The organism is Streptomyces sp. NPDC007875, assembly GCF_042868035.1.
Lineage (GTDB): Bacteria > Actinomycetota > Actinomycetes > Streptomycetales > Streptomycetaceae > Streptomyces > Streptomyces antimycoticus.
In genome coordinates, this window is the sequence record NZ_JBIADZ010000070.1 from 1 (window position 1) to 14,476 (window position 14,476).

A 14,476-nucleotide genomic window follows, 5' to 3' on the forward strand; every position below is an offset into this window, starting at 1 on the left:
TGTGGCCGCCGGTGGGTGCGGAGCGGGTTGGGGTGGAGGGGGTTTACGGGGCGTTGGCGGAGCGGGGGTATGCGTATGGGCCGGTGTTCCAGGGGTTGCGGGATGCCTGGCGCCGGGGAGACGAGGTCTTCGTAGAGGTGGCGGTGGCCCAGGAGGCCCGGGGGGACGCGGCCCGGTGCGCGGTCCATCCCGCGCTGCTCGATGCCGCGCTCCACGGGGTGCGATTCGGCGACTTCGTAACCGACGACGGCCAGGCTTATGTGCCGTTCTCCTGGAGCGGCGTCACGCTGCACGCGGTCGGCGCGACGGTCCTGCGCGTCACCCTGACCCCGGCCGGCCGCGACGCGATCGCCCTCCGGGCCACCGACGTCACCGGTGCGCCCGTCCTGTCGGCACGCTCACTGGCTCTGCGGCCGGTCTCCGTCCAGCAGCTGAACGACACGCGGGGGAGCAGGACTGACGCCCTCCACCGGGTGGAGTGGGTGGACGCGCCTGGGGCTGTGGCGGTGGGGGGTGAGGTGGCGTCGCGGACTGAGGTGGTGCGGGTTGTCTCCGATGGTCCGGGTCCGGATGTGGCTGGTGAGGTGTATGGGCATGTGCTTGAGGTGTTGGAGCGAGTGCAGGTGTGGGTGGCGGATGAGGATCTGGTGGGTGAGCGGTTGGTGGTGGTGACGCGGGGTGCTGTCGACGCGGGTGATGGTGTGGAGGATGTGGCCGGGGCTGCGGTGTGGGGTCTGGTGCGGTCCGCGCAGTCGGAGAACCCGGGGCGTCTGGTGCTGGTGGACACCGATGACGTGGAGGGTGTGAGTGGCGTTCTGCCCGGGGTGCTGGCTCTGGGTGAGGAGCAGGTGCTGGTGCGGTCGGGTGTGGTGCGGGTGCCGCGTCTGGGTCGGGTGCCGGTGTCGGGTGAGGTGTCGGGTGGGTTTGGGTCGGGTGCGGTGTTGGTGACGGGTGGCACGGGTGTTCTGGGTGGTTTGGTGTCGCGGCATCTGGTGGCGCGGTATGGGGTGAGCAGGCTGGTGTTGTTGTCGCGTCGTGGTGCGGAGGCTGAGGGTGCGGCGGAGTTGCGGGCGGAGTTGGAGGGGGCGGGCGCTGAGGTGGTGATCGCGGCGTGTGACGCTGCGGATGGTGAGGCTTTGGCCGGGGTGTTGTCGGGGCTGTCGGTGGACTTTGCCTTGAGTGGTGTGGTGCATGCGGCGGGTGTGCTGGATGACGGGTTGCTGACGTCGTTGACGCGTGAGCGGGTTGAGCCGGTGTTGCGGGCGAAGGTGGACGCGGCGTGGAATCTGCATGAGCTGACGGCCGGGATGGACCTGTCGGCATTTGTGTTGTTCTCCTCGGCGGCGGGTGTTTTGGGTAACGCGGGCCAGAGCAGTTATGCGGCGGCGAACGGGTTCCTGGACGCGCTGGCGGCTCATCGGCGGGCGCGGGGGCTGCCTGCGGTGTCGATCGCGTGGGGCTTCTGGGAAGAACGCAGCGCACTGACCAAGCACCTGTCGGCCGACGATCTGGCGCGTGCCCACGCGGTGCCGATGCCCACCTCCCAGGCGCTGGATCTGTTCGACGCGGCGCTCACCGCCGACGAGGCAATGGTGCTGGCCGCACCGCTGGATCCCCAGGCATGGTCGGACGCCGGCAACCTGCCCTCCGTCTTGCGTGACCTGGTCCGGCCGCGGATCCGGCGCGCGGCCGAGGCAGTCGACGCCCCTGAATCGGCCTCCGCGCTCGGGCACCGGCTGGCCGCCGTGGACCGCTCCGAGTGGGACCAGGTCGTACGCGAACTTGTACGCAATCACATTGCGGCCGTGCTGCGCCATGCTTCCGCGGAGTCTGTCGACACCTCGCGGACCTTCCAGGAGATCGGCTTCGACTCGCTGACCGCGGTGGAGCTGCGCAACCGGATCAGCGCCGCCACCGGCGTACGGCTGCCCGCCACCGCCGTGTTCGACTATCCGACACCACAAGCGCTCGCCGAGTACCTGCTCGCCGAAGTCCTCGGGAAGGGCAGCGGCGCCGTCGCCGCGACACCGACCGGAGCCGCCCTCGTCGCCGACGATCCCATCGTCATCGTCGGAATGAGCTGCCGCTACCCCGGCGGGATCACCTCACCGGAGGCGCTGTGGAACCTGGTGCGCTCCGGCGGCGACGCGATATCGGTCCTGCCGACCGACCGCGGCTGGGACCTGGACGGTCTCTACGATCCGGATCCGGATCGCCCCGGTACGTCGTATGCCCGCAGCGGTGGATTCGTCTACGACGCGGCCGAGTTCGACGCGGGGTTCTTCGGGATCTCGCCGCGCGAGGCCGCGGCCATGGACCCGCAGCAGCGGCTGCTCCTGGAGACATCATGGGAGGTGTTCGAGCGCGCGGGTATCCCCGCCACCTCCGTCAAGGGCGAGCGGATCGGTGTGTTCACCGGGGTGATGCACCACGACTACCTCACCCGCCTGTCGACCACTCCGGACGGCGTCGAGGGATATCTGGGCACGGGCGCGGCGGCCGGCGTCGCCTCGGGCCGCGTGGCCTACACCTTTGGACTCGAGGGCCCGGCGGTCACCGTGGACACGGCCTGTTCATCGTCGCTGGTGGCACTGCACCTCGCCATACAGGCGCTGCGCCTCGGTGAGTGCTCGCTCGCGCTGGCAGGTGGTGTGACGGTGATGTCCACCCCCACCGTCTTCGTGGAATTCTCCCGTCAGCGTGGGCTCGCACCGGACGGCACATGCAAGGCGTTCGCGGGAGCGGCGGACGGCACCGGCTTCGCAGAAGGCATCGGCATGCTGCTGGTGGAGCGGCTGTCGGACGCGCGGCGCAATGGACACCCGATCCTTGCGGTGGTGCGGGGTTCGGCGGTGAATCAGGATGGTGCGTCGAATGGGTTGACGGCGCCGAATGGTCCGTCGCAGCAGCGGGTGATCCGTCAGGCGCTGGCCAGCGCCGGACTCGCCACCCAGGACGTCGATGCGGTGGAGGCGCACGGTACGGGGACGACGCTGGGCGACCCGATCGAGGCGCAGGCCCTGTTGGCCACCTATGGTCAGGACCGGGATCCGGAGCGGCCGTTGCTGCTGGGTTCGATCAAGTCGAATATCGGTCATACGCAGGCGGCGGCGGGTGTGGCCGGTGTGATCAAGATGGTGATGGCGATGCGCCACGGTGTGCTGCCGCAGAGCCTCCACATCGATGAGCCCACTCCCCATGTGGACTGGTCCACCGGCGCGGTGCGGCTCCTGGGCGAGCAGACGGCATGGCCGGAGACCGGACGGCCCCGCCGCGCCGGAGTGTCGTCGTTCGGCATCAGCGGAACGAACGCACACCTGATTATCGAGCAGGCGCCGATGTCGACGGCCGCGGAGGCGCCCGACCCCGCCGAACCAGGCGCGGCGGTCCCGTGGATCATCTCAGGCCGGGACCGGCGCACCGTTCGCGCACAGGCGGAACGACTGCGCGCACACCTGATGAGCCATCCTGACGGGAGCGTGGCGGACATCGGCTTCTCGCTGCTCACCAGCCGCGCGATGCTGGAACATCGGGCGGTGGTGCTCGGTGGCGATCACACCGCACTGCTGGCCGGGCTGACGGCCCTGGCACAGGACGAACCGGCACCGGGCGTGGTGGAGGCAGCGGACCCGGCCGAGCCGGGACGCTCGGTGGTGTTCGTCTTCCCGGGGCAGGGGTCGCAGTGGGCCGGGATGGCGTTGGAGTTGATGGAGTCCTCGCCGGTGTTCGCGGGGCGGATGGGCGAGTGCGCCGATGCACTGGCTCCGCTGGTGGAGTGGTCGCTGTTCGATGTGCTGGGTGATGAGGCGGCGCTGGCTCGTGTCGATGTGGTGCAGCCGGTGTTGTGGGCGGTGATGGTGTCCCTGGCCGAGCTGTGGCGTTCGTACGGTGTGGTGCCGTCGGCGGTGGTGGGGCACTCCCAAGGCGAGATCGCGGCGGCGTGTGTAGCGGGCGGTCTGACCTTGGCGGACGGAGCGCGGGTGGTGGTGCTGCGGAGCAAGGCGCTGCTCGCCTTGTCGGGCCAGGGCGGAATGGTGTCCGTCCCGGTGCCCGCCGACCGGCTGCGGGAGCGCCCCGGGCTGTCGGTGGCGGCGGTGAACGGTCCGGCGACGACGGTGGTGTCGGGTGCGGTTGAGGTGCTGGACGCGGTGCTGGTGGAGTTTCCGGAGGCCAAGCGGATTCCGGTGGACTACGCCTCCCACTCGCCCCAGATCGACGGGATCCGTGATGAACTGCTGAAGGTCCTGGCGTCCATCGAGCCGCGCACCGGAACGACCCCCTTCCACTCCACGGTGACCGGACGGCCCATCGACACCGCGCAACTGGACGCGGACTACTGGTATCGCAATCTGCGCGAGACCGTAGAGCTCGAGCAGGTCACCCGTGCGGCGCTGGAGGGCGGCCACCACACCTTCATCGAAATCAGCCCCCACCCGGTCCTGACCACGGGCCTGCGCGAAACGCTCGACGACGCGGGCGCGGACGGCGGACTCGTACTTGCCTCACTGCGCCGGGACGACGGTGGCCTCGTCCGCTTCCTCAGCGCGTTGGCCGAGGCGTACGCATATGGCGTCGAGGTCGACTGGCTGCCGCTGTTCCCCGGCGCCCGCCGGGTGGACCTGCCGACGTACGCCTTCCAGCGGGAGCGCTACTGGCTGGACGCCACGCCGCCCGAGATCTCCACCGGCGCGGTCGACACGGACTTCTGGGACACCGTCGAGCGTGAGGACCTCGAGTCGCTCGCCGGGGCGCTGCGCGTCGACGGGCAGTCGCTGCGCGAGGTAGTGCCAGCCCTGTCCCAGTGGCGGCGCGAACGCCGTGACGTCTCCACCATCGACTCATGGCGGTACAAGGTCCGCTGGAAGCCGCTCACCGCACCCGCCACGTCGCCGGCCGGCACCTGGCTGGTCGTGGTCTCCCATGCGGAGGCCGAGCACGAATGGGTCGCCGGGGTGACCGGTGCGCTGATCCGGCACGGTGCCGAGCCCCTCATGGTCGTTCTCGGCGAGCCCGACCTGGACCGTGCCACGCTGGCCGACCGGCTGGGTGCCGTCCTGGCCGGCACCCCCCGGATCAGCGGTGTGGTGTCGCTGACCGCGTTGGACGAAAGCCCGCACCCCGCGTACCCCTCGGTCCCCCAGGGATACGCGATGACGCTGTTGCTTTCGCAGGCGCTCGGAGACGCCGGTCTGGAAGCGCCGATGTGGTGCCTCACCCAGCGTGGCGTCTCGCTCGGCCACGCCGACGGCGTCGGTGGCGATGCCCAAAGCGGTGCCAAGAGCGATGCCGATAACGAAGCCAAAACCGGTGGCGAAGGCAGGGGCGAAGGTGACCTGGCCGTCCGCCGAAAGCAGGCCCTGGCCTGGGGCCTCGGCAAGGTGGTCGCCCTGGAACAGCCGCTGCGCTGGGGCGGTTTGATCGACCTGCCGGAGGGCGTGGACCCGCGTACCCAGGACTACCTGGCCGGTGTGCTGGCCGGCACCTCGGGCGAGGATCAGGTGGCGATCCGCCCGAGTGGGCTCTTCGGCCGGAGGCTGGCGCACGCGCCGGCCCGCGAGCGCGGCGGGGCCTGGCAACCTCGCGGCACGGTGCTGGTCACCGGCGGCACCGGAGCGTTGGGTGGCCATGTCGCCCGGTGGCTGGCCGGCCGGGGCGCCGAGCATGTGGTGCTGACCAGCCGCCGCGGCATGGCCGCGCCGGGCGCCGAGCGGCTGGTCGGAGAACTGGAGGCGCTCGGTGCCCGGGTGACGGTGGCGGCGTGTGACGTCGGGGACCGGGACGCCCTGGCCGAGCTGCTGACCGAGGCCGGACCGCTGACCGCGGTGGTGCACACCGCGGCGGTGCTCGATGACGGCACCCTGAACTCGCTCACCACCGAGCAACTGCAACGAGTGCTGCGCGTCAAGACCGACGGCGCGGTGCATCTGCACGAACTGACCCGGGACATGGACTTGTCCGCCTTCGTCCTCTTCTCCTCACTGTCGGGCACGCTGGGCGCACCCGGCCAGGGCAACTACGCGCCCGGCCACGTCTTCGTGGACACGCTGGCCGAGCAGCGCCGGGCCGAGGGCCTGGTCGCCACCTCCATCGCCTGGGGACTGTGGGCCGGCGACGGCATGGGCGAGGGCGGGGTGGGCGAGGTGGCCCGCCGCCACGGCGTACCGGAGATGGCGCCGGAGATGGCGGTCGCGGCCATGGCACGCGCCGTCGAGCAGGACGACACCGTCGTCACGGTCGCCGAGATCGACTGGGACCGGCACTATGTCGCCTTCACCGCGACCCGCCCCAGCCCGCTGCTGTCCGAACTCCCCGAGGTGCGGGCGCTGATCGACGCCGGAGTCGGTCAGGAGAGCACCGAGCCCGGCCACGAGCGCTCTAAATTCGCGGAGCGGATCGCCGGGATGGCCGACGCCGACCGGGATCGCGCGGTGCTGGATCTGGTCCGGCGCCATGTCGCGGTCGTCCTTGGGCACACCGGCCCGGACGCGATCGACCCCGGCCGGGCCTTCCAGGAGAGCGGCTTCGACTCGGTCACCGCGGTCGAACTGCGCAACCGGCTCAACCGGGCCACCGGCCTACGGTTGCCGGCCACCCTGACGTACGACCAGCCCACCCCGCTGGCGATGGCGCAGTACCTCCGCGGCGAACTGCTGCACGGTGGCCAGGACCGCTCGGCCCCGACCCTCCCGGTCCAGGCAATCGGCGCGGTGGACGACGAGCCCATCGCGATCGTGGGGATGAGCTGCCGCTTCCCTGGGGACGTCATGTCTCCCGAGGATCTGTGGCGGCTGCTCGCAGACGGCTCCGACGCCATCGGCCCATTCCCCGAGAACCGGGGCTGGGACACCGCGAACCTGTTCCACCCGGACCCCGACCACCGGGGCACCTCCTCCACCCGAGCGGCCGCGTTCGTTACCGGAGCCGGTGAGTTCGACGCCGGATTCTTCGGGATCTCCCCGCGTGAAGCGGTGGCGATGGACCCGCAGCAGCGGCTGCTGCTCGAGGTGTCGTGGGAGGCGCTGGAGAGGGCCGGCATCGACCCCACGACGCTGCGGGGCAGCGAGACCGGCGTGTTCACGGGGACGAACGGCCAGGACTACGCGGCCCTGCTGAAGGCGGACGAGACGGGCGACTTCGAGGGCCGGGTGGGCACGGGCAACTCGGCATCGGTCATGTCCGGCCGGGTCTCCTACGTCCTCGGTCTCGAAGGCCCCGCACTGACCGTGGACACGGCGTGTTCGTCGTCGCTGGTGGCCTTGCACTTGGCGGTACGGGCCCTGCGGTCCGGCGAGTGCTCGCTGGCCTTGGCGGGAGGCGCGAGCGTCATGACGACCGCCGGAATCTTCGTGGAGTTCTCCCGCCAGCGCGCACTGGCGGCCGATGGACGCTGCAAGGCCTTCGCGGCGGCGGCGGACGGCACCGGCTGGGGCGAGGGTGCCGGGATGCTGGTGGTGGAGCGGCTGTCCGATGCCGAGCGTCATGGGCATCCGATCCTTGCGGTGGTGCGGGGTTCGGCGGTGAATCAGGATGGTGCGTCGAATGGGTTGACGGCGCCGAATGGTCCGTCGCAGCAGCGGGTGATCCGTCAGGCGCTGGCGAATGCCCGTTTGTCCACTCTGGATGTGGACGCGGTGGAGGCGCACGGTACGGGGACGACGCTGGGTGATCCGATCGAGGCTCAGGCGCTGTTGGCCACCTATGGTCAGGACCGGGATCCGGAGCGGCCGTTGCTGCTGGGTTCGATCAAGTCGAATATCGGTCATACGCAGGCGGCGGCGGGTGTGGCCGGTGTGATCAAGATGGTGATGGCGATGCGCCACGGTGTGCTGCCGCAGAGCCTCCACATCGATGAGCCGACACCCCATGTGGACTGGTCCACCGGCGCGGTGGCACTCCTGAGCGCACGGACGGCATGGCCGGAGGCCGGACGGCCCCGCCGCGCGGGAGTGTCCGCCTTCGGAGTGAGTGGCACAAATGCGCATGTGATCTTGGAGCAGGCCCCCGAACCGGTCGCCGAGCCGGAGCTCTCGCCGGAACGCGACGACTCTGGGGTCGTGCCGTGGGTGGTGTCGGGTACGAGCGATTCCGGTGTCCGCGCACAAGCCGAGCGCCTCATGGCCTTTGTCGGCGACCGGCCGGACCTGAGGCCCGTGGATGTCGGCTGGTCGCTGGCGTCGACCCGCGCGGCCCTGCCACACCGTGCCGTGGTCGTCGGTGCCGACCGCGATGACCTCCTCCGTGAGCTGGCGGCCGTGACTACTGGCAGCGCCACGATCGGCGAGGCCCGAACGCACTCCGGAGTGGTGTTCGTCTTCCCGGGTCAGGGGTCGCAGTGGGTGGGGATGGCGTTGGAGTTGATGGAGTCCTCGCCGGTGTTCGCGGGGCGGATGCGTGAATGTGCGGATGTGTTGGCTCCGTTGGTGGAGTGGTCGCTGTTCGATGTGTTGGGTGATGAGGTGGCGCTGGGCCGGGTGGATGTGGTGCAGCCGGTGTTGTGGGCGGTGATGGTGTCGTTGGCGGAGTTGTGGCGTTTGTACGGTGTGGTGCCGTCGGCGGTGGTGGGTCATTCGCAGGGTGAGATCGCGGCGGCGTGTGTGGCGGGTGGTCTGTCGTTGGCGGATGGGGCGCGGGTGGTGGCCTTGCGGAGCAAGGCGCTGGCGGCTCTGTCGGGTCGGGGTGGGATGGTGTCCGTCCCGGTGTCTGCCGATCGGCTGCGGGATCGTCCGGGGTTGTCGGTGGCGGCGGTGAATGGTCCGGCGTCGACGGTGGTGTCGGGTGCGGTTGAGGTGCTGGATGCGGTGCTGGTGGAGTTTCCGGAGGCCAAGCGGATTCCGGTGGACTATGCCTCGCACTCCCCACAGGTGGAGGAGATCCGGGAAGAGCTGGCGGAGGCTCTGGCGGGCGTGGAGCCGCGTAGTGGGCGGGTTCCGTTCTATTCGACGGTGACCGGGCGGCTGCTGGATACCGCGGGGCTGGATGCCGGGTACTGGTTCCGGAATCTGCGCGAGACCGTGGAGTTCCAGGGCACGATCGAGGGCCTGCTGGAGCTTGGGCACACGGTGTTCGTCGAGGCCAGTCCGCATCCGGTGCTGACCATCGGCATCCAGGACACCGCAGACGCCACCGACACCCCGATCATCACCACCGGATCACTGCGCCGCGACGACGGCGGACCCGCCCGCTTCCTCAGCACTGTCGGCCGGCTGTTCACCGAGGGTGTGCCGGTGGACTGGCAGCCGCTGTTCGCCGAGGCCGGGGCACGGAGGGTCGATCTCCCGACCTATGCGTTCCAGCATGAGTGGTTCTGGCTGGATCCGGTGCGCGGCGCGACCGAGGTCGGAGGCGCGGGCCTTGTCGGTCTCGGTCACCCCTTGGTGAGCGCGGTGGTGCCCCTGCCCGAATCCGGCGGTTGTGTGCTGACCGGCTCGCTCTCCATGGCCACCCACCCCTGGCTGCGCGATCACGCCGTGCTGGACAAGGTGTTGCTGCCGGGCACCGCATTCGTGGAACTGGCCGTGCAAGCGGGGCTGCACGTGGACTGCCGCACGCTGGACGAGCTGACCCTGCAGGCGCCGCTCGTGCTGCCCGCACACGGTGACGTACAGATCCAGGTGGCGGTCGGCGGACCGGACGAGAGCGGTCGCCGGTCGGTCACGGTGTACTCCAGGCCGGGCCGGGAACGGGCCTGGACACGGCACGCCACCGGCAGCATCAGCCCCGGTGGCGGCACGGCCACCGTGGACCGGACGGTGTGGCCGCCCGAGGGCGCCACACGGGTCGACCTCACCGATGTGTACGCCGAGATGAGCACTCGCGGTTACGCGTACGGGCCCGTCTTCCAGGGGCTGCACACGGCATGGCGGCGCGGCGACGAGGTGTTCGCCGAGGTGACCTTGGGCGAGACGGCCGCGAGCGACGCGGGCCGCTTCGGTGTCCATCCCGCCCTGCTGGACGCCGCCCTGCACGGCGCCGGACTGGGCGCGTTCCTGACCGAACCAGGCCGACCGCACCTTCCGTTCGCCTGGACCGGTGTCACCCTGCACGCAGTCGGTGCCACCACCTTGCGGGTCGCGCTGTCACCGGCCGGCCCGAACGCCATCTCGCTCCTGGCCATGGACGGCACGGGGGCACCGGTGCTGTCGGCGGACTCTTTGGTCCTGCGCCCGGTGTCCGAGGGCGGGCAGGGCGATGCCCACGATGATTCGTTGTTCCGGGTGGACTGGACCGAGCTCGCCCTGCCCGGCTCGCCCGACGGCCCGGATGAGGAGGACTTCCGCGCCATCGAGTCCGCGGCCCAACTGGCCGAGGCGGCGGCGGTCCAGCCCCAAGCCGGGGCGGTGGTGTTCAGGCTTTCCGCCACTGAGGAGGGCCCGGAGGGTGTGCACGCGCTCAGCAGCCGGGTTCTCGAAGTCGCGCAGGTGTGGCTGGCGGACGACCGGTTCGCGGACGCCCGCCTCGTCGTGGTGACGCGGGGCGCGGTGGCGACCATGGCCGGTGAGAATCCGGAGAGCCTTGCCGCCGCCGCGGTCTGGGGACTCATACGCACCGCGCAGACCGAGAACCCCGGCCGCTTCGTGCTCGTGGACACGTCGGCCGAGGATCCGTCCGCAGGGTTCGCGCTCCCGGCATTGCTCGCCACCGACGAACCGCAGGTGGCCATCCGGGCCGGGAAGGCGCTGGTACCCAGGCTGGTACGGGCCACCTCGCCGGCGTTGCCGCTCCCGGCGGCAACGGACACCTGGCGGCTGGAAGCCGACGACGAGGGCACTTTGGAGCATCTGGTCCTCGCGCCCTGCGCGGAGGTGTCCAGGCCACTGGCCGCGGGCGAGGTCCGGGTGGCCGTGCACGCGGCCGGGGTCAACTTCCGTGACGTCCTCCTGGCCTTGGGGATGTACCCGGACAAGGCCGGTCTGCTGGGCAGCGAAGGCGCCGGAACGGTGCTGGAGATCGGCTCCGGAGTAGTCGGCATGGCTCCCGGAGACCGGGTGATGGGTCTGTTCTCCGGGGCCTTCGGGCCGGTGGCGATCACCGATCACCGGCTGGTGGCCGCGATCCCGGTCGGCTGGTCCTTCCCGCGGGCCGCCGCCACTCCGATCGCCTTCCTCACCGCGATGTACGCGTTGGTGGACCTGGCCGATGTGCGCAGCGGCGAGTCGGTGCTGGTGCACGCGGCAGCCGGTGGCGTCGGGATGGCGGCAGTGCAGGTGGCCCACTGGTTGGGCGCCGAGGTGTTCGCCACCGCGAGCCCGGCCAAATGGGATGCGGTGCGCGCATACGGTGTCGCCCCGCAGCGGATCGCGTCCTCCCGCTCGACGGAGTTCGCGGAACACTTCCGCTCGGGCGCACCGGACGGGGTGGATGTCGTACTCAACTCACTGACCGGCGAACTCCTCGACTCCTCACTCGGACTGCTGCGCCCCGGCGGGCGGCTGATCGAGATAGGCAGGACCGATCTCCGGGACGCCCAGGAGGTGCTGGCGCGCCACGGCGTGTCGTACGAGGCCTTTGAACTGCTCGACGCCGGCCCCGACCGGATCCACCGACTACTCACCGAACTGCTCTCCCTGTTCCAACAGGGCGTGTTCACCTCGCTGCCGCTGCGGATCCAGGACATACGTCAGGCGGATGACGCCTTCCGCCGGCTCTCTCAGGCGCGGCACATCGGCAAGCTGGCCCTCACCATCCCGCGACCGCTCTCCGGCGGAACCGTACTGATCACCGGCGGCACCGGGACTCTGGGCGGGCTGGTGGCTCGCCACTTGGTGCGCGAGCACGGAGTGATGGAGCTGGTGCTGGCCGGCCGTCGCGGCAACACCGCTCCGGACGTGACGGAGCTGGTCGCCGAGCTGGAGGCCGCCGGGGCGCGCGTACGCGTGGCCGCATGCGATGTGTCGGACCGGGACGCCACGGCCGCATTGGTCGACTCGCTACCGAATCTGCGGGGCGTGGTGCACACGGCCGGTGTCCTCGACGACGCCGTGATCGGGTCGCTCACCCCGGAGCGGCTGCGGACGGTGCTGCGCCCCAAGGCGGACGCCGCATGGCATCTGCATGAACTGACCCGGGACCGGGACCTGGCCGAGTTCGTGGTGTTCTCCTCGGCGGCCGGGGTGCTCGGCGGCCCGGGACAGGGCAATTACGCGGCAGCCAACTCCTTCCTGGACGCGCTGGCCGCACACCGCCGGGCACAGGGACTGCCCGCGACCTCACTGGCCTGGGGCTTCTGGGAGCAGCGCAGCGGACTGACCGAACACCTGACCACCGACCGGCTCGCCCGGTCCGGCGTCCGCCCGCTGTCCACCGATGAGGGGCTGGCCCTCTTCGACGCCGCCCTGGCGACCGGCGAGACCCTGCTGGTGCCGATGCGGTACGAACCGTCCTCACCGGCCGCCGAGCCGGTGCCCGCCCTGCTGCGCGGCCTCGTACGCGCCCCGCTCGCCCGCGCCCTTCCGGGCCCCGCCGAGGCGGTGAACCACGGTGGGTACGACGGTCTCGCGGGGCTGGCGGAGGACGAACGCCTCGACGCTCTGCTCGACCTGGTCCGCCGTGAGGCGGCGACTGTGCTCGGCCACGGCGGTCCGGAATCGGTGGCCCCGCAGCGGCCGTTCAAGGAACTCGGCTTCGACTCGCTCTCCGCCGTGGAACTGCGCAACAGGCTGCGCACGGCGACTGGACGACGGTTGCAGGCCACCTTGATCTTCGACCATCCCACTCCCGCCGCGCTCGCCCGCCATCTCGACGCCGAGCTGTTCGGCTCCACTGATGGGGCGGTGTCCGTACCGGCACCTACCGTTGCGCACCCGGCCGACGAACCGATCGCCATCGTCGGCATGAGCTGTCGGTTCCCGGGCGGTGCGGACTCCCCGGAGTCGCTGTGGCGGCTGCTGGAGAGCGGCGCGGACGCGATATCGGAGCTCCCGACCGACCGCGGCTGGGACCTTGACACGCTGTACGACCAGGATCGGAGCCGGCCCGGCACGACCTACGCCAGGACCGGTGGCTTCCTTGAGAACGCGGCGGACTTCGACGCGGGATTCTTCACCATCTCCCCCCGAGAGGCGCTGGCCGCCGATCCCCAGCAACGTCTGTGGCTCGAGGCGTGCTGGGAAGCCTTCGAACGCGCCGGTATCGATCCCCTCGCCTTGAAGGGCACCCGCACCGGGGTCTTCGCGGGTGCCGCTTCGACGACGTACGGCGCGGGCCAGGCCGCCACTCCGGACGGTTCCGAGGGGTACCTGCTCACCGGGAACTCCACCTCCGTGATCTCCGGCCGCGTGGCCTACACCCTCGGACTCGAGGGCCCCGCCGTCACCGTGGACACCGCGTGTTCCTCCTCGCTGGTCAGCGTGCACTGGGCCTGCGAGTCCCTGCGCCGTGGCGAAAGCACACTGGCGCTGGCGGGTGGCGTGGCCGTGATGACGACACCGGACCTGCTGGTCGAGTTCTCCCGTCAGCGCGGACTCGCACCGGACGGGCGGTGCAAGGCATTCGCCGCCGCCGCCGACGGCACCGGGTTCGCCGAAGGCGCCGGGGTGCTCGTCCTGGAACGGCTGTCCGACGCCGAGCGGAACGGCCATCGGGTGTTGGCGGTGGTGCGGGGTTCGGCGGTGAATCAGGATGGTGCGTCGAATGGGCTGACGGCGCCGAATGGTCCGTCGCAGCAGCGGGTGATCCGTCAGGCGCTGGCGAATGCCCGTTTGTCGGCGGCGGATGTGGACGCGGTGGAGGCGCACGGTACGGGGACGACGCTGGGCGATCCGATCGAGGCGCAGGCCCTGTTGGCCACGTACGGTCAGGACCGAAATCCGGAGCGGCCGCTGTTGCTGGGCTCGGTGAAGTCCAACATCGGACACACCCAGGCGGCCGCGGGTGCCGCCGGACTCATCAAGATGGTTCTGGCCCTGCGCAACGGTGTGTTGCCACGAACCCTGCACGTCGATGAGCCCTCCCCGCATATCGACTGGAACGCCGGTTCCATGGAGCTGCTGACCGAGCAGACCCTGTGGCCCGACCACCAGGACCGCCCACGCCGCGCCGGGGTGTCCGCGTTCGGAGTGAGCGGCACCAACGCCCACGTAATCCTCGAACAGGCACCGGAGTTGGATGAGAGCGGTGAGCCGGACACCGGCCGGGTGGGGCTGCCCGCGGTGCCATGGGTGCTGTCGGGTGCTGGGGAGGCCGGGCTACGGGCGCAGGCCCAGCGGTTGGCATCCTTCGTGCGGCAGAACCCCGAGCTCGATCCCTTGGATGTGGGATGGTCCCTGGTCGCGACCCGCGCGGCACTGTCGCACCGGGCGGCCGTCGTGGGCGCGGACCGCGCGGAACTGCTGCGCGAGCTGGAGGTCATCGAGACCGGCGGCGCCGCCCAGCCCGGTCGCGAGGTGGTGTTCGTCTTCCCGGGTCAGGGGTCGCAGTGGGTGGGGATGGCGTTGGAGTTGATGGAGTCCTCGCCGGTGTTCGCGGGGCGGATGCGTGA

1 protein-coding gene is annotated in these 14,476 nt (G+C 70.8%); it reads left to right on the forward strand.

Features of this window, described 5'->3' with window-relative positions:
* Positions 1–32 precede the first annotated feature (32 nt).
* On the forward strand, positions 33–14,476 hold a 14,444-nt coding region (locus ACFYOY_RS48545), incomplete at its 3' end, for an SDR family NAD(P)-dependent oxidoreductase (protein ID WP_388594483.1).